16 protein-coding genes are annotated in these 17299 nt (G+C 61.7%); 6 read left to right on the forward strand and 10 right to left on the reverse strand.

Going from position 1 to position 17299, the window contains the following annotated elements; translation table 11 throughout:
- Positions 1 to 8 precede the first annotated feature (8 nt).
- Positions 9 to 176 carry a rubredoxin gene (locus ACF8GF_RS14155; protein ID WP_003253349.1) on the reverse strand — a complete coding sequence of 56 codons (168 nt, stop codon included), beginning with the start codon at positions 174 to 176 and terminating at the stop codon, positions 9 to 11.
- A gap of 199 nt (positions 177 to 375) precedes the next feature.
- On the opposite strand from ACF8GF_RS14155, the gene ACF8GF_RS14160 reads away from it, so the two are divergent.
- Positions 376 to 933, forward strand: a complete 558-nt coding sequence (locus ACF8GF_RS14160; protein ID WP_176682900.1) for a chorismate lyase — start codon at positions 376 to 378, stop codon at positions 931 to 933.
- A complete protein-coding gene (gene ubiA, locus ACF8GF_RS14165) occupies positions 933 to 1823 on the forward strand; it encodes a 4-hydroxybenzoate octaprenyltransferase (RefSeq protein WP_176682901.1) in 891 nt (296 codons plus the stop codon). Before ACF8GF_RS14160 ends, ubiA begins: the two co-directional genes overlap by 1 nt.
- A 33-nt stretch (positions 1824 to 1856) precedes the next feature.
- Here ubiA and ACF8GF_RS14170 read toward each other — a convergent pair whose 3' ends face one another.
- Positions 1857 to 2228 carry a hypothetical protein gene (locus ACF8GF_RS14170; protein WP_176682902.1) on the reverse strand — a complete coding sequence of 124 codons (372 nt, stop codon included), beginning with the start codon at positions 2226 to 2228 and terminating at the stop codon, positions 1857 to 1859.
- A gap of 172 nt (positions 2229 to 2400) precedes the next feature.
- On the opposite strand from ACF8GF_RS14170, the gene phoB reads away from it, so the two are divergent.
- The 3 genes from phoB (at position 2401) to ACF8GF_RS14185 (ending at position 5960) form a co-directional block, all read left to right on the forward strand.
- Positions 2401 to 3090, forward strand: a complete 690-nt coding sequence (gene phoB, locus ACF8GF_RS14175; RefSeq protein WP_003253341.1) for a phosphate regulon transcriptional regulator PhoB — start codon at positions 2401 to 2403, stop codon at positions 3088 to 3090.
- Between the two features lie 48 nt (positions 3091 to 3138).
- Positions 3139 to 4446: a phosphate regulon sensor histidine kinase PhoR gene (gene phoR / locus ACF8GF_RS14180; RefSeq protein WP_176682903.1), complete on the forward strand. Its 1308-nt coding sequence runs from the start codon at positions 3139 to 3141 to the stop codon at positions 4444 to 4446.
- 173 nt (positions 4447 to 4619) lie between these two features.
- Positions 4620 to 5960, forward strand: coding sequence for a hemolysin family protein (locus tag ACF8GF_RS14185; protein ID WP_176682904.1), 1341 nt, complete (start codon positions 4620 to 4622; stop codon positions 5958 to 5960).
- Between the two features lie 12 nt (positions 5961 to 5972).
- Here the strand turns inward: ACF8GF_RS14185 and ACF8GF_RS14190 are convergent, their stop codons facing one another.
- From ACF8GF_RS14190 to ACF8GF_RS14225, 8 genes are all read right to left on the reverse strand, one after another.
- Entirely contained in the window at positions 5973 to 6869 is an 897-nt protein-coding gene (locus ACF8GF_RS14190) for a peptidoglycan DD-metalloendopeptidase family protein (protein ID WP_176682905.1), read from the reverse strand.
- 145 nt (positions 6870 to 7014) lie between these two features.
- Positions 7015 to 7905, reverse strand: coding sequence for a response regulator (locus ACF8GF_RS14195; RefSeq protein ID WP_176682906.1), 891 nt, complete (start codon positions 7903 to 7905; stop codon positions 7015 to 7017).
- Positions 7906 to 8067: 162 nt separating this feature from the next.
- Positions 8068 to 8838 carry a phosphate signaling complex protein PhoU gene (phoU, locus tag ACF8GF_RS14200; RefSeq protein WP_021785269.1) on the reverse strand — a complete coding sequence of 257 codons (771 nt, stop codon included), beginning with the start codon at positions 8836 to 8838 and terminating at the stop codon, positions 8068 to 8070.
- A 101-nt stretch (positions 8839 to 8939) separates the two neighbouring features.
- Positions 8940 to 9773, reverse strand: coding sequence for a phosphate ABC transporter ATP-binding protein PstB (gene pstB / locus ACF8GF_RS14205; protein WP_021785270.1), 834 nt, complete (start codon positions 9771 to 9773; stop codon positions 8940 to 8942).
- Between the two features lie 72 nt (positions 9774 to 9845).
- On the reverse strand, positions 9846 to 11462 hold the full coding sequence (pstA, locus tag ACF8GF_RS14210) for a phosphate ABC transporter permease PstA (protein ID WP_176683051.1): 1617 nt from the start codon (positions 11460 to 11462) through the stop codon (positions 9846 to 9848).
- A 71-nt stretch (positions 11463 to 11533) separates the two neighbouring features.
- Positions 11534 to 13822: an ABC transporter permease subunit gene (locus ACF8GF_RS14215; RefSeq protein ID WP_176682908.1), complete on the reverse strand. Its 2289-nt coding sequence runs from the start codon at positions 13820 to 13822 to the stop codon at positions 11534 to 11536.
- Positions 13823 to 13960: 138 nt separating this feature from the next.
- Positions 13961 to 14959, reverse strand: coding sequence for a phosphate ABC transporter substrate-binding protein PstS (locus ACF8GF_RS14220; protein WP_176682909.1), 999 nt, complete (start codon positions 14957 to 14959; stop codon positions 13961 to 13963).
- Positions 14960 to 15195: 236 nt separating this feature from the next.
- On the reverse strand, positions 15196 to 16485 hold the full coding sequence (locus ACF8GF_RS14225) for an MFS transporter (protein WP_014592874.1): 1290 nt from the start codon (positions 16483 to 16485) through the stop codon (positions 15196 to 15198).
- A gap of 361 nt (positions 16486 to 16846) precedes the next feature.
- On the opposite strand from ACF8GF_RS14225, the gene ACF8GF_RS14230 reads away from it, so the two are divergent.
- Positions 16847 to 17245 carry an acyl-CoA thioesterase gene (locus tag ACF8GF_RS14230; RefSeq protein WP_003253317.1) on the forward strand — a complete coding sequence of 133 codons (399 nt, stop codon included), beginning with the start codon at positions 16847 to 16849 and terminating at the stop codon, positions 17243 to 17245.
- Positions 17246 to 17299 lie beyond the last annotated feature (54 nt).

Consider the following 17299-nt stretch of genomic DNA (forward strand, 5'->3'; position numbering starts at 1 on the left):
TTCCTCGATTAACCGATGGAGATCATTTCAAAGTCGCTTTTGCCGACGCCGCAGTCGGGGCACAGCCAGTCTTCAGGTACATCCTCCCAACGGGTCCCGGGGGCGATGCCGTCGTCGGGCCAGCCTTCGGCTTCGTCGTAGATCAGGCCACAGACAATACATTGCCACTTTTTCATCAGGTCTATTTCCTCGGTTCAGGCTGGGGCTTGTGCTGCTGATGGTCTCTTCGCGGGTAAGCCCGCTCCTGCAGCGACCGCGAATGGGGCCAGTGCTCAATTCGTGGGGGCTTTGTAGCGGCCCTGCCGGCAGTATGCAAGCAGTTGGGGCAATCATGCTAAGCTCGCCGCCTCTCTGGCTGTAACAAAGCATACCGACGTGTCGTACGAATCCCCGCAAGCAGCCGCTGTCGCGTGGCTGCCGTATTCACAACTGGCGACCGACATCGACCAGCCCACCCTTGACTGGCTGTTCGACGAGGGCTCGCTGACCCGCCGCCTGACCCGTCTGTCCATCGATCACTTTTCCGTCACCCCGCTGTTCGAAGGCTGGCAGCCGCTGCGCGATGACGAATGCCAGGCGCTGGGCATCGCTGCCGGCGCCGAAGGCTGGGTGCGCGAAGTGTATCTGCGCGGCCATGGCCAACCTTGGGTATTCGCCCGCAGCGTGGCCAGCCGCAGCGCCCTGGAACGCGGAGGACTGGACCTGGAAACCTTGGGCAGCCGCTCGCTGGGCGAGCTGCTGTTCTGCGACCAGGCGTTCATCCGTCATCCACTCGAAGTGTGCAGTTATCCACAGGCCTGGCTACCGTCCGAAGCTGCACATGCGGCGCTGTGGGGCCGCCGCTCGCGCTTCGAGCGCAACGGCCTGGACCTGCTGGTGGCAGAAGTGTTTCTGCCGGCATTGTGGCAAGCGGCCAAGGAGGAAAACCGCTGATGTACCTGCAACTGCTCAAGTCGCTCAACCGCCTGCACCCGCGGGCCTGGGACTTCGTCCAGCTCAGCCGCATGGACCGGCCGATAGGCATCTACCTGCTGCTGTGGCCGACCCTGTCGGCAGTGTGGATTGCCGGCAACGGGTCACCAACACTGGCCAATGTGCTCATCTTCGGCCTTGGTGTGGTGCTGATGCGCGCGGCCGGCTGCTGTATCAACGACTTTGCCGACCGCAAGGTTGACGGCCACGTCAAGCGTACCGCCGACCGGCCCCTGGCCAGTGGCCGAGTGCGGCCACGCGAGGCGCTGACACTGTTCGCGATTCTGGTAGGAGTGAGTTTCCTGCTGGTGCTGTGCACCAACAGCCGAACCGTCTGGCTGTCATTCGGGGCGGTGGCGTTGGCGTTCTGCTACCCGTTCATGAAGCGCTACACCTACTACCCGCAGGTGGTGCTGGGAGCGGCGTATTCGTGGGGCATTCCGATGGCGTTCACGGCGGCCGGTGGTGACCTGCCGGCCAGTGCCTGGCTGCTGTATATCGCCAACCTGCTGTGGACGGTGGGTTATGACACCTACTACGCCATGGTCGACCGCGATGACGACCTGAAGATTGGCGTGAAATCGACCGCGATCCTGTTCGGCGACGCCGATCGCAGCATCATCCTGACCCTGCAGTTGCTGTCGCTGGGCTGCCTGTTGCTGGCCGGTAGCCGCTTCGATCTGGGTGGCTGGTTCCACCTCGGGTTGCTGGGTGCGGCGGCGTGCTTTGCCTGGGAATACTGGTCGACGCGCAAGCTGGACCGGGAATCGTGCTTCAAGGCGTTTCTGCACAATCACTGGGCTGGGTTGCTGGTGTTTATCGGGGTGGTGCTGGATTACGCGTTGCGCTGAGTGTTTTGGGGCCGCTGTGCGGCCCCGGCTATCTCAAGGCTTGGCAACGTGCCAGACGTCTTTCACGCCGTCACCGGTCATGTCGCCGGCCTTCTTGTCCTTGATGAAGGTATACAGCGGCTTGCCGTCGTAAGCCCACTGCATCGAACCGTCGTCACGCGTTACATGGGTCCATTTATCCTTCGGTGCTTCGTCTTCTTTCTTGACCATCAACGGTGGCCAGTTCTTGGCGCAATCGCCATTGCACATCGACTTGCCACCCGCATCCTTGTCAAAGGTGTACAGGGTCATGCCGGCATGATCGACCCACATGCCGTCCTTCTCCATGGCATGGTGGGCCAACGCCACCCCCGGGAGCGCCAGCGCAGTGAAAAGGGCCATCCAGCTCAGCGTATGTCGTGTCATTGGATTCACCATTGTTTCGGGGGAAATGAGTTCGGGTTGCCATTACGGCGGCCCTCTGTAGCCTAGTTCAGTCACGGAATGTCGCCAGAACGGCCAACACCCTGTCACACAGCTGCAATAATTCCGTTATCTAATGCGGGCCAAGACACCGAATCCAGGAGAGGTTTTGAGCATGGTAGGCAGGAACATTCTGATCGTCGACGACGAAGCGCCCATTCGCGAGATGATCGCCGTTGCCCTGGAAATGGCCGGCTATGACTGCCTGGAAGCGGAAAACTCGCAACAGGCCCATGCGATCATCGTCGACCGCAAACCGGACCTGATCCTGCTCGACTGGATGTTGCCGGGCACCTCCGGCATCGAGCTGGCCCGTCGCCTGAAGCGCGACGAGCTGACCGGTGATATCCCGATCATCATGCTCACCGCCAAGGGTGAAGAGGACAACAAGATCCAGGGCCTGGAAGTGGGCGCCGACGACTACATCACCAAGCCGTTCTCGCCGCGTGAACTGGTGGCGCGACTGAAAGCCGTGCTGCGCCGCACTGGCCCGAGCGACAGCGAGGCGCCGATCGAGGTCGGCGGCCTGCTGCTCGATCCGATCAGCCACCGCGTGACCATCGACGGCAAGCCGGCCGAGATGGGCCCTACCGAATACCGCCTGCTGCAGTTTTTCATGACCCACCAGGAGCGCGCCTATACCCGAGGCCAACTGCTGGACCAGGTGTGGGGCGGCAACGTCTATGTCGAGGAACGTACCGTCGACGTGCACATCCGTCGCTTGCGCAAGGCACTGGGTGAAGCTTACGAGAATCTGGTACAAACCGTCCGGGGCACTGGCTACCGCTTCTCGACCAAGAGCTGATCGAGTTCCAGAGCGCCAAGCTGCACGTCGTTGTACAAGGACCGTCAATTGAACCAGAACTGGCACGCAACCCTGATTCGCCATCTGCTGTTGCTGATTACCGTCTGCCTGATCGGCGGGCTGGTCAGCGGCTACTACGGCTGGAGCCTGGCCATTGGCCTGGCGCTCTATCTGGGCTGGACCCTCAAGCAATTGCTGCGCTTGCACGACTGGCTGCGCAATCACCAACCTGACGAAGCACCGCCCGATGGCTACGGCCTGTGGGGCGAGGTGTTCGATAGCATCTACCACCTGCAACGCCGCGACCAGCGTGTGCGCGGCCGCCTGCAGGCAGTGATCGACCGGGTGCAGGAGTCCACCGCCGCGCTGCGTGACGCGGTGATCATGCTCGACAGCGACGGCAACCTGGAATGGTGGAACCGCGCCGCCGAGACCCTGCTGGGCTTCAAGACCCCACAGGACGGCGGCCAGCAGGTGACCAATCTGGTGCGCCACCCGCTCTTCAAAGAGTACTTCGAGGCAGAAAACTACCTCGAACCGCTGGAAATCCCTTCGCCGATCAATGACCGCATGCGCGTGCAGTTGCACATCACCCGCTACGGCAACAATGAACACCTGATGCTGGTGCGCGATGTCACCCGCATCCACCAGCTGGAACAGATGCGCAAGGACTTCGTCGCCAACGTGTCCCACGAGCTGCGCACGCCGCTGACGGTAATCACCGGCTACCTGGAAACCCTGCTGGACAACGTCGAAGACGTGAACCCACGGTGGAGCCGCGCCCTGCAGCAGATGAGCCAGCAAGGCTCGCGCATGCAAACCCTGCTCAACGACTTGTTGCTGTTGGCCAAACTGGAAGCTACCGATTACCCATCGGACAACCAGCCGGTGGCAGTCGATGCCCTGCTCGCCGCCATCAAGAACGACGCCCAGGCCCTGTCCGGGCCGCGCAACCAGCGCATCAGCCTGGAAGCTGCGCCCGGCCTGAAGCTGAAGGGCAGCGAGTCGGAACTGCGCAGTGCCTTTTCCAATCTGGTGTTCAATGCAGTCAAGTACACCCAGGACGAAGGCAACATCCGTATCCGCTGGTGGGTCGATGCCCAGGGCGCTCACCTGTCGGTGCAGGACTCGGGGGTGGGCATCGATGCCAAGCACTTGCCACGCCTGACCGAGCGTTTCTACCGGGTAGACTCCAGCCGTGCATCGAATACCGGCGGTACCGGGTTGGGGCTCGCAATCGTCAAGCATGTGCTGATGCGGCACCGCGGCAAGCTGGAAATCAGCAGTGTACCGGGGCATGGCAGCACCTTCACCTGCCACTTTCCGCCAGCACAATTGGCCAACGAAAAGGCTTGAGATTGGGGCTGCGGCGCAGCCCTTCGCGGGCATGCCTGCTGCCACTTGGACCGCAATGAGTCCGCTGCCCTTTGCTTTTACGGCCCCAGCCGCTACATTGGATTCCCCGTGCCAGCAAAAGCTGGCACTTTTTTTCTCTCTATCTCAAAGACGGACCCCGTAAAAACTCCATCATGGACCCTTCTTCTGGTATCAGCCTCACCTCGTTATTCGCCGATTTCGGCATGATCATTTTTGCCTTCCTGCTGGTGCTGCTCAACGGCTTCTTCGTTGCTGCGGAGTTCGCCATGGTCAAGCTGCGCGCCACACGCGTAGAGGCCATCGCCGAAAAGCACGGCTGGCGCGGCAACATCCTGCGCAAGGTTCACAACCAGCTCGACGCCTACCTGTCGGCCTGCCAGTTGGGCATCACCCTCGCCTCGCTGGGCCTGGGCTGGGTGGGTGAGCCCGCCTTCGCCCACCTGCTGGAGCCATTGCTGGCCTATTTCGGCGTGGACAGCGCCGAGCTGATCAAGGGCATCTCGTTCTTCGTCGCCTTCTTCGTCATCTCGTACCTGCACATCGTGGTCGGCGAGCTGGCACCCAAGTCCTGGGCTATCCGCAAGCCAGAGCTGCTGTCGCTGTGGACTGCCGTGCCGCTGTACCTGTTCTACTGGGCGATGTACCCGGCCATCTACCTGCTCAATGCCAGTGCCAACACCATCCTGCGCATTGCGGGCCAGGGCGAGCCTGGCCCGCACCACGAACACCACTACAGCCGCGAAGAGCTCAAGCTGATCCTGCACTCCAGCCGTGGCCAGGACCCAAGCGACCAAGGCATGCGCGTGCTGGCCTCGGCCGTGGAAATGGGCGAGCTGGAAGTGGTCGACTGGGCCAACTCGCGTGAGGACATGATCAGCATCGACGCTCATGCGCCTCTGAAGCAGATCCTGGCCCTGGTGCGCCGCCACAAGTTCAGCCGCTACCCGGTGTACGACGCCGAGCGCGAAGAATTCACCGGTCTGTTGCACATCAAGGACCTGCTGCTGGAGCTGGCTGAGCTGGAGCACTTGCCAGAGACCATCGACCTGGAGGACCTTGCCCGGCCACTCGAACGCGTGTCGCGGCACATGCCGCTGGCCCAGTTGCTGGAGCAGTTCCGTAAGGGCGGAGCGCACTTCGTGCTGGTCGAGGAAGCCGATGGCAAGGTGATCGGCTACCTGACCATGGAAGACGTGCTGGAAGTGCTGGTAGGCGACATCCAGGACGAACACCGCAAGACCGAGCGTGGCATTCTCGCCTACCAGCCGGGCAAGCTGCTGGTGCGCGGCGACACCCCCCTGTTCAAGGTCGAGCGCTTGCTGGGTATCGACCTTGACCACATCGAGGCAGAAACCTTGGCCGGGCTGATTTACGAAACGCTCAAGCGCGTGCCTGAAGAAGAGGAGTCGCTGGAGGTCGAAGGGCTGCGCATCATCATCAAGAAGATGAAAGGGCCCAAGATCGTACTGGCCAAGGTGCTGAAGCTGGATTGATGGCCAAATCGCTCAGGGGTTGCCGGCAGTGAAATCCGGCATCCCGCTGATCGGCCTGTCGAAGCGGTAAGGTATCGACTCCAGCGCCAACCCCACATTGCGCTGCACCACAAAATGCAGGTGCGGCCCAGTGCTGTTGCCGGTATTGCCCGACTTGGCCAGCATCTGGCCCTGCCGTACCCGTTGCCCCTCCGCCACCACCACCGAACCGCGCATCAGGTGAAGGTATACGCCCATGGTGCCATCGGGGTGCAAAATCCTGACAAAGTTACCCGAGGGGTTGGGGCCGCGCCCGCTCTGGCTGTTCTCCGTCTTCACCACCACCCCTTCCCGCGCCGCGATGATGGTGGTGCCTTCGGGCATGGCGATATCCATGGCGTAGCGCCCTTTGGGTCCAAAATGACTGACGCGACCATTGGGGCCCTGAGTGACACGGAACGGCCCGCCAATCCACGGGAACGCATAGCGGAAGCCCTGGGGCCGTTTGCCCGGGTCACCCATGGCCTGCAGCAGGGTCGAACGGTAGTTCAGCAGCAGCCCGGGCCGCCCCCTGAGCACACTGAGCATCTGCGTGCTGCGCGGCGGCAGCAGCCGGCGCACGATACGCGGGGCATCGCCGCCTTGTGCGTTGACCAGGTTGTCCAGCCGCAACTCTACCTCTACCGGCACATGCAGCTCGTTACGTGCGGAAAAGCTCACGCCACCGTCGAAGGTTTTCGCATTCAGCCGCACTTGGCCTTCGAGCGTTTCGACCATGGGCTCGCGCAGCACCAAGGGCTTGGCGCCGGGGCCAGGCCGGTCGGAATAGGAGATGACACCGGAATCGTCGGTGATCTTGTAGAGCGTCACGCCCTGGCTCGACGCTGAGGCCATGAGCAATGCACAGAACAGCAGCAGGCGGGCGGGCATGATAGTGGCTTTTTGACAGTTATGATCTGTCGAAGCCTAGCAGCGGGTTTTACGGTCGGTATTGCAGCTGGTCGGATGGGCGACGCGAGCTTTTGCCAGGAGCACCTTGTGCTGCTCCTGCCAAAAGCATGGCGCGGGGCCGGGGTCAGCCACCAGGTGTGAAGTGCTTCTGCGCAGTGCCGCGGGCGATCAACCGAGAAAGGTAGTCGAGCTTCTGGGCATCCTGGTCGACAAACTTGAACGTCAACTGCAACCAGTCACTGTCTGGTTTTGGCTCCAGCGCCGCGACAGCATGCAGGTAGCCGTTCAGGCGAGCGACTTCGGCACTTTCGCCCTGCTCCAGGTCCAGCACCGCACCTTCCAGCACCTGTGGCAGCGCTTCGCTGCGGCGTACCACCAGCAGTGCCTCTTTCAGGCTCAACGCCTTGATCACACATGGCTGCGTACCACTGGCCAGGCGCAGCTGGCCCTGGCCACGACCGCTCGGCGCGGGGGCAGCAGGTGCAGGAGCCGCGACCAAAGGCTTGGCCGACGCCGGCGCTGGCGCCGCAACCTTGACCGCTTCCGGCTTGCCCGCAGTCAGCGCGTTCAACGAATCGTTGGCAAACGCCGAATTGGCTCGTGCCGGGCCGATGGCCATCAGGCTGTCGAGCTTGCCGATCTTGGTCAGGGCTTTCTTTACCTTGGTCAGCAGTTGCTCGTTGGTGAACGGCTTGCCTACAAAATCGGAAACGCCCGCCTGGATCGCCTGAATGACGTTTTCCTTGTCACCACGGCTGGTCACCATGATGAACTGCAGATTTTTCAGTGCAGGCTGCTGACGGCACCAGGTAAGCAGTTCCAGGCCTGACATTTCCGGCATTTCCCAGTCGCACAGGACCAGGTCGAACGCTTCCTTGCCGAGCATGGCCATGGCCTTGCGACCGTTGACCGCGTCGTCGATGGCCATACCCGGGAAGGCATTGCGCAGACACTTGCGGACCAGATCACGGATAAACGGGGCGTCATCCACGACCAGCACATTCACTTTACTCATCGATACTCCTTACGAATCCCGTCTAGCCTACTGCCAATGATGGCCACTTGCTACAACCTGGTCACGCCGGGACCTCTTCACATCGTTCGCGGGTGCCTGCCGGCTCTCGACCGCAAACGAAAACGCCCGGCCAAGGCCGGGCGTCGATGCTCGGGAGCAACCTTACTTATCGTCAGATTCGCCCGGAACATTAGCCTTTTCGCCGTTGGCGACAGCAGTGCCCTGCACCTCTGCCGTCATGCGCTTGAGCCCCATGTGGCGCACATCGGTGCCGCGCACCAGGTAGATCACCAGTTCGGAGATGTTGCGCGCATGGTCGCCAATACGCTCCAGTGAACGCAGCACCCAGATCACGCTCAGCACCCGCGAGATAGAGCGCGGGTCTTCCATCATGTAGGTCACCAGCTCACGCAGCGCGGTCTTGTACTCGCGGTCGATGGTCTTGTCGTACTGGGCCACCGACAGCGCCAGGTCGGCGTCGAAGCGGGCAAAGGCGTCCAGCGCATCACGGACCATGTTGCGCACCTGGTCGCCGATGTGGCGCACCTCGACATAACCTCGCGGCGACTCGCCCTCTTCGCACAGCTGGATGGCGCGGCGGGCGATCTTGGTCGACTCGTCACCGATGCGTTCCAGGTCGATCACCGACTTGGAAATGCTGATGATCAGGCGCAGGTCGGAGGCCGCCGGCTGTCGGCGAGCGAGGATGCGCAAGCACTCCTCGTCGATGTTGCGCTCCATCTGGTTGATCTGCTCATCGACTTCGCGCACCTGCTGGGCCAGACCAGAGTCGGCTTCGATCAGCGCGGTAACCGCGTCGTTGACCTGCTTTTCCACCAGCCCGCCCATGGCCAGCAGGTGGCTACGCACCTCTTCGAGCTCGGCGTTGAACTGCTGGGAAATGTGATGGGTAAGGCTATCTTTGTTGATCATCTTTTTGTCCTTTGGTAGCGCGGCCCTGTAGGAGCGGGTTCACCCGCGAACACCGGCAACCCCGGTGCCAGACACCGAGGTGCCTGTTTCGCGAGCGGCGCTTAGCCGTAGCGACCGGTGATGTAGTCTTCGGTCTGCTTCTTCGCCGGGTTGGTGAACAGGGTATCGGTATCCCCGAATTCGACCAGCTTGCCCATGTACATGAACGCGGTGTAGTCCGAAACACGCGCCGCCTGCTGCATGTTGTGGGTCACGATGACGATGGTGTACTTGGATTTCAATTCGTAGATCAGTTCTTCGACCTTCAAGGTCGAGATCGGGTCCAGCGCCGAGCACGGCTCGTCAAGCAGCAACACCTCCGGCTCCACGGCAATGGTACGGGCGATGACCAGACGCTGCTGCTGGCCACCGGACAGGCCCAGCGCCGACTCGTGCAGGCGATCCTTGACCTCGTCCCACAAGGCGGCGCCCTTCAACGCCCACTCGACGGCTTCATCGAGCACGCGCTTCTTGTTGATGCCCTGGATGCGCAGGCCGTAGACCACGTTCTCGTAGATGGTCTTGGGGAACGGGTTCGGCTTCTGGAACACCATGCCCACACGCCGGCGCAGTTCGGCAACGTCTTCGCCTTTGCGGTAAATATTGTTGCCGTACAGGTTGATGGCACCTTCCACACGGCAACCGTCAACCAGATCGTTCATCCGGTTGAAGGTACGCAGCAGGGTCGACTTGCCGCAGCCGGACGGGCCGATGAAGGCGGTCACACGCTGCTTTGGGATGTTCATCTGTACGTCGAACAGCGCTTGCTTGTCGCCATAGAACAGGCTCAGGCCCGGCACTTCGATGGCCACGGTTTCTTCAGCCAGGCGCAGGCTCTGCTTGTTGCGGCCCAAGGCAGACATGTCGATGCCATGGGTGTGGGAATCTTGCTGCATGGTCAACTCCATACGCTATCAATTCGTTTCAAAGGCCCGCCCGGCTTACGGGCGGCACGCTTGCTATCAGGGTCAGCTGTCCAGCGCCTTGTACTTCTCGCGCAGGTGGTTGCGGATCCACACGGCAGAGAGGTTGAGGGTCGCGATTACCAGCACCAGCAGCAGCGCAGTGGCGTATACCAGCGGCCGAGCGGCTTCGACGTTCGGGCTCTGGAAGCCGACGTCATAGATGTGGAAGCCCAGGTGCATGATCTTCTGGTCCAGATGCAGATACGGGTAGTTACCATCCACCGGCAGCGATGGCGCCAGCTTCACCACACCCACCAGCATCAGCGGCGCCACTTCGCCGGCGGCACGGGCCACGGCAAGGATCATGCCGGTCATCATGGCCGGACTGGCCATGGGCAGGACGATTTTCCACAGGGTCTCGGCCTTGGTTGCACCCAACGCCAACGAGCCTTCACGCACGGTGCGCGGGATACGCGCCAGGCCTTCTTCGGTGGCCACGATCACCACCGGCACCGCCAGCAATGCCAGGGTCAGCGATGCCCACAGCAGCCCCGGAGTACCCAGCGTCGGCGCCGGCAGTGCTTCCGGGAAGAACAGGCGGTCGATCGAACCACCCAGTACGTAGACGAAGAAGCCCAGACCGAACACACCGTAGACGATCGCAGGAACACCGGCCAGGTTGTTCACCGCAATGCGGATAAGCCGGGTGACCGGACCCTGCCTGGCGTATTCACGCAGGTAAACGGCAGCCAGCACGCCGAACGGGGTGACGATCACGGCCATGATCAAGGTCATCATCACAGTACCGAAGATGGCAGGGAAGATACCGCCCTCGGTGTTGGCTTCACGCGGGTCGTCGCTGAGGAACTCCCAGACCTTGCCGAAATAAGTACCCAACTTGGTGAGCGCCGACATGCCGTTCGGCTGAATGGCATGCACCACCTTGCTCAGGTTGATTTCCACTTCACGGCCATTGGCATCGCGGGCCACCAGGCTGTCACGGGCAAAGGCCTGGTGCAGGCCAGTCAGGCGGTCTTCGATAGCCTTGTAGCGGCTGTTCAGTTCGGCACGGTCGGCGTCCATGTCGGCTTGCGCGGCGGCGTCCAGCTTGCCGTCCAGCTCCAGCTTGCGCGCCTGCAAACGCAGGCGCTCGAGGCCATGGTTGATGGCCCCGATATCCTTCTTCTCGAGGCTTTGCAGCTCGTTGTTGAGCTGGTTGGCGCGTTTGAGACGGGCCTGCAGTTCGTTCCAGGCGGCAGGCCCCTCAGCGACTACGCGGCCTTCTTCCTTGACGCTGACCAGGTAGCCGTAAAAATTGCCCCACTCACGGCGTTCCACGGCAATCAGGTCGGCTGGGTGTTGCTCATCGACCAGCCAGTCGCCGACCACCCAGGTGAAGTCGCTACCATTGAGGTCGCGGTTACCCACCTTGATCAGCTCTCGGGTCATGAACTCCGGCCCCTGGTCAGGCACCGGCAGGCCAGCCCCCTTCAGACGAGCTCGGGGTACTTCCTCCTTCTGCACCACTTCACCAATGACGACGTGATCGGCCTGACCCGGCACCTTGTAGGTGGCCTGGACAAGATCGGCTGGCCAGAAGTGGCCCAGGCCACGCACGGCGATCACCGCCAGCAGGCCGACGGTCATGATCACGGCCATGGCCACCGCACCGCCGCTCATCCAGACGCCTGGGGCGCCGCTCTTGAACCAGCCTTTGAGGGAATCCTTTTTCACGGATCGCTACCTTTCTATCAAAGCGACGAGTATTTCTTGCGCAGACGCTGGCGAATCAGCTCGGCCAAGGTGTTCATGACGAAGGTGAACATCAGCAGCACCAGGGCGGCCAGGAACAGCACGCGATAGTGGCTGCCACCGACTTCCGATTCCGGCATTTCCACAGCCACGTTGGCGGCCAGGGTGCGCATGCCCTCGAACAGGTTCATCTCCATCACCGGTGTGTTGCCGGTCGCCATCAGCACGATCATGGTCTCGCCTACCGCACGGCCCATGCCGATCATCAACGCCGAGAAGATGCCCGGGCTGGCAGTGAGGATGACCACGCGGGTCAGCGTCTGCCAAGGCGTCGCGCCCAGTGCCAGCGAGCCCAGGGTCAGACTGCGCGGCACACTGAACACGGCGTCTTCGGCAATCGAGTAGATGTTCGGGATGACCGCGAAGCCCATGGCGATACCGACTACAAGGGCGTTGCGCTGGTCGTAGGTGATACCCAAGTCGTTGGTGATCCACAGGCGCATGTCGCCGCCGAAGAACCAGCTTTCCAGATGCGGGCTCATGGTCAGGGCGAACCAGCCGGTGAACAGGATGACCGGAATCAGGATCGCCGCTTCCCAACCATCCGGTACACGCAGGCGGATCGACTCCGGCAGTCGGCTCCAGAAAAAGCCGGCCAGCAGGATACCGATCGGCATCAGCAGGAACAGGCTGAACACACCGGGCAGGTGGCCTTCCAGGTACGGGGCCAAAAACAGGCCGGCGAAGAAGCCAAGGATCACCGTCGGCATCGCTTCCATCAACTCGATCACTGGCTTGACCTTGCGGCGCATGCGCGGGGCCATGAAGTAGGCGGTATAGATGGCTGCGGCAATGGCCAGCGGGGCAGCCAGGATCATGGCGTAGAACGCGGCCTTCAAGGTACCGAAGGTCAGCGGCGACAGGCTCAGTTTGGGCTCGAAGTCAGTGTTCGAAGCGGTCGATTGCCAGACGTATTTCGGCTCGTCATAGTTCTCGTACCACACCTTGCCCCACAGCGCGCTGAACGAAACTTCCGGGTGCGGGTTACGCAGGCTCAACGGCAACAGCTTGCCGCCTTCTTCGATGATGATGCGGTTGGCGCGTGGCGACAGGGCCAGCGTGCCAGGGCCTTCGGCAGCCGGCTCAACCAGCAGGGTTCGGTGTGCAGTGCTGTGGAACACGCCCAGTTTGCCTTCGGCGTCCAGGGCGATGAAGCCCTTGCGGCGCTCTTCGGCGTCGATCTGCACGATTGGCGCCTTGCCCATCTGGAAGGTACGGATCTGCTTGAAGCGCGATTCGCCATCCGGGTCACGGGCCATGAACCATTGGGCCAGCCCCCCCTTGGAGTCACCGATGATCAGCGAAATGCCACCAACCAGCTGGGCGGTGGCGGTAATTTCGGTGTCAGCGCTTTCAGACAGCTTATAACGGCCGTTGAGGCTCTTGTCGCGCAGGCTGAACACATCGGCCGTGGCGCGACCGTTGATCACATACAGCCAGTGCTGGCGTGGGTCGATGAAGATATTCTTCACCGTTTCGGTCATTTGCGGCAGGTCGATGCGGTTCTGCTCGGTGGTGACCTCTTCGGTCATCATGTTTTCCGTGCGGGTCAGTTCGACCACCTGCAGCTGAGCACCAGTAGAGCCGGCCAGCAGCAGGGTGTCCCCATTGACGTTGACGCTGACATGGTCCAGCGCACGCCCCTGCTCGTCGAGCACGAACGATTGCTCGCCGTACGGGTAATCGATGCCAGGGGTGATGGTTTTCTTGTTGTCCGGGTAGGTGATCTTGTAGGTGTGGTGGAACACCAGGGCCTGACCATTGGACAAGCCCAGTACCACCAGCGCGCTGCCCGGCTGGTCAGTACTGATGGAAGTAACCTGGGTGTCCGCCGGCACTGCCAGATCGACACGCTTGAGTTCGTTACCGGTCTTGGTATCGAAGAACAGTGCCTGGCCCTTGTCCGAAACACGCATCCCCACCTGATTCTGCTCTTCAAGCGCGATCATCAGTGGCTTACCGGCATCCTGCTGCAGCCATGTCGGCTCCAGGGCCTTCTTGCTGGTCAGCTCGGCGCCCTGGAACAGTGGCAACACCACATAAGCCAGGTAGAAGAAGATCAGCGTGATGGCCGCCAATACGGCAAGCCCGCCTACCAGTACGTACCAGCGGGTCAGGCGGTCCTTGAGCGCGCGCATGCGCCGCTTGCGTTGCAACTCGGGCGTATTGAAATCAATGCGCACGGGCTGGGAGTTTTGGGTCATGTTGGAATTGGCCAGATCATTCATGCGCACACCCTAGCGGTCCCGTGTGACAAAAGCATTACAAAGTGGTGACGCGCGAAAGCCCGCCGCACAGGGAGCCTGGCTTCGGACTGAAAATGCGTGGAAGAGGCCGGGCAGTGGCACCGGCCTCTTCTTAATTACTTACTTCTTTGCAACGTTACCGGTGTGCGACAGGCCCAGGTCAGCCAGGGTCTTGTCGACGACTTTTGCCGGCAGCGGGATGTAGCCGTCCTTCACCACCACCTGCTGGCCCGCTTGCGACAGCACCAGCTTGACGAACTCGGCTTCCAGCGGGGCCAGAGGCTTGTTCGGCGCCTTGTTTACGTAGACGTACAGGAAGCGCGACAGCGGGTAGGTGCCGTTCAGGGCGTTGGCTTCGTTGTCTTCAACAAACTCGCCGCCTTCTTTCTTGGCCAGGGCTACGGTCTTGACGCTGGCGGTCTTGTAGCCAATACCCGAGTAGCCGATGCCGTTCAGCGAGGAGCTGATCGACTGCACGACCGAAGCCGAGCCAGGCTGTTCGTTGACGTTAGGCTTGAAGTCGCCTTTGCACAGGGCTTCTTCCTTGAAGTAGCCGTAGGTGCCGGATACCGAGTTGCGGCCGAACAACTGAATTGGCTTGTTGGCCAGGTCACCGGTCACACCGACGTCGCCCCAGGTCTTGATGTCGGCCTTGCCACCGCACAGGCGAGTGGAGGAGAAGATGGCGTCGACCTGAGCCATGGTCAGGCCCTTGATTGGGTTGTCCTTGTGCACGAACACGGCCAGGGCGTCGACGGCAACCGGGATGGCGGTCGGCTTGTAGCCGTACTTCTGCTCGAAGGCTTGCAGCTCGACGTCCTTCATCTTGCGGCTCATCGGGCCGAGGTTGGCGGTGCCTTCGGTCAGCGCGGGTGGCGCGGTAGAGGAGCCGGCAGCCTGGATCTGGATGTTTACGTTCGGATATTCCTTCTTGTAGGCCTCGGCCCACAGAGTCATGAGGTTCGCGAGGGTGTCGGAACCGACGCTGGAGAGGTTGCCCGATACACCAGTGGTCTTGGTGTAGGTCGGGATCGCAGGATCGACAGCGGCTACCGCGTTGGCGGTTGCAACGCCAGCGGCGGCAAAGGTAAGGGCCGCCATCAAACGCTTCAGTTTCATGCCTTGCTCCTAGCAGGAATATTGGGGTGTTGGATGGAACGGGCCCAAGTATCGGCAGGCCGCATGAATACGATATGACTTCATTATGACAATTGGATGAAAGGCCATCACTGGAAGCAGGTCTGGCCACTTCGCGGCTAAAGCCGCTCCTACAGGTTTGGTGTCGGCCTTGAGGCTTGTGCAAAACCCTGTAGGAGCGGCTTTAGCCGCGAAGAGGCCAGTAGCCGTAGCGCAGATCAGCGCTTGTTGGCGAGCAGGTACAGGCCCACGGCCAGACCAACGGCGCACAGGCCTGCCACGTAGTAGGCAGGCGCCATCGGGCTCACCTTCAGCAGCGCGGTCACCACCATCGGCGTCAGCCCGCCAAAGATGGCGTAGGCCACGTTGTACGAGAACGACAGCCCGCTGAAACGCACCACCGCCGGGAACGCCTTGACCATGACATAAGGCACTGCGCCAATCACGCCCACGCACAGGCCGGTCACGGCATACAGGGGGAACAGCAACTCGGGCCGGGTCGGCAGGCTGTGGTAGAAGACCCAGGAACTGGCCAGCAAAAGCAGGCTGCCGATCACGAACACCCGACCCGCCCCATACCGGTCAGCCAGGCTGCCGGCACCAATACAGCCGAAGCTGAGCAACACGATGGCCAGGCTGTTGGCCTTGAGCGAGTCGGTCGGGCTGATGTGGTAGATGCTCTGCAGCAGCGCCGGGGTCATCAGGATGACCACCACGATGCCGGCCGAAAGCATCCAGGTCAGCAGCATCGACAGGATGATCGGACCACGATGGTCACGCAGCACGGCGCGCAGTGGCAACTCCTCCGCCAGTGCCTTGCGTTGCTGCATTTCGGCGAACACCGGGGTTTCGTGCAGCCAACGGCGCAGATAAACCGAGAACAGGCCGAACACACCGCCAAGCAGGAACGGGATACGCCAGGCGTAGTCAGCCACCTCTTCCGCGCTGTACACGCTGTTGATCAAGGTCGCTACCAGCGAGCCCAGCAGAATGCCGGCGGTCAGGCCGGCGGTCAGGGTGCCGCAGGCGTAGCCGGTGTTGCGAGCCGGCACGTGTTCAGAGACGAACACCCATGCGCCCGGTACTTCGCCGCCGATTGCCGCGCCCTGGATCACGCGCATCAGCAACAGCAGGATCGGTGCCCACATGCCGATCTGCGCATACGTCGGCAGCAGGCCCATGATCAGGGTCGGCAGGGCCATCATGAAGATGCTCAGGGTGAACATCTTCTTGCGCCCGAGCAAGTCGCCGAAGTGAGCCATGATGATGCCGCCCAGCGGCCGCGCCAGGTAGCCGGCGGCGAAGATGCCGAATGTTTGCATCAGCCGCAGCCACTCGGGCATGTCGGCCGGGAAGAACAACTTGCCCACCACCGTGGCGAAGAACACGAAGATGATGAAATCGTAGAACTCCAGCGCGCCGCCCAGGGCGGACAGTGAGAGGGTCTTGTAGTCGCTGCGGGTCAGCGGCCGCGAGGGCTGCTCGATACTGCTCGGCACGGAAGTCATCGCTCGTTGTTCTCTTTGTAGGGCATGCAGGCCGCTTGGCGCGCGGCTTCTGGATTGGAGACAGGCGAAGATAGCAAATTGCCGAGCTACGCCGAAAGCGATACAAAATCCACACAGATATTCATGAATGCGCGGTCGTCGCTGGCCGTTATGCCCTATATACTGGCAGTTCGTAGGATTATGTTGCTCCTGACGTGGGATGTTGTGCGAAAACGCCGGTCACTATTGTCGGGCGGTTTCGCAGAGTTTCCCTACGGCCGCCCAGTGAAACGAAATCGGCGTAGTATGTTTCAAGCTGAATCGTTTACCCGGCCTTTGCGCCACACCAACGAAAAGCGTCACGGGTCAGAGGCCCCATCGCATGATTGAGCTCGAACAAGAAGATCCAATCCCGCAAGGCGACCTGGCCTTGCAGATCACCGCACTGCCGCGAGAAACCAACGGTTTCGGCGATATCTTCGGCGGTTGGCTGGTTGCCCAGATGGACCTGGCAGGCACGGCCATGGCCAGCCGTGTCGCCGGCGGCCGCGTAGCCACCGTAGCCATCGACCGCATGGCCTTCCTGGTGCCCGTCGCGGTCGGCGCACAGCTGTCTTTCTATACCCAGACCCTGGAGATCGGCCGCAGCTCGATCCAGATGATGGTCGAGGTGTGGAGCGACGACCCGCTGTCCAGCGAATGGCGCAAGGTCACCGAAGCGGTATTCGTCTTCGTCGCCATCGACGGCAGTGGTCGTACCCGCTCGGTGCCTCGTCGCTGAGCCACGCTGGCGGTAAACTCATTGCATCTGCCCGGGTCCAAGGCCCACTGGCAA

Origin of the sequence: Pseudomonas sp. yb_5 (assembly GCF_043103865.1) — a bacterium.
Taxonomy (GTDB): domain Bacteria; phylum Pseudomonadota; class Gammaproteobacteria; order Pseudomonadales; family Pseudomonadaceae; genus Aquipseudomonas; species Aquipseudomonas putida_Y.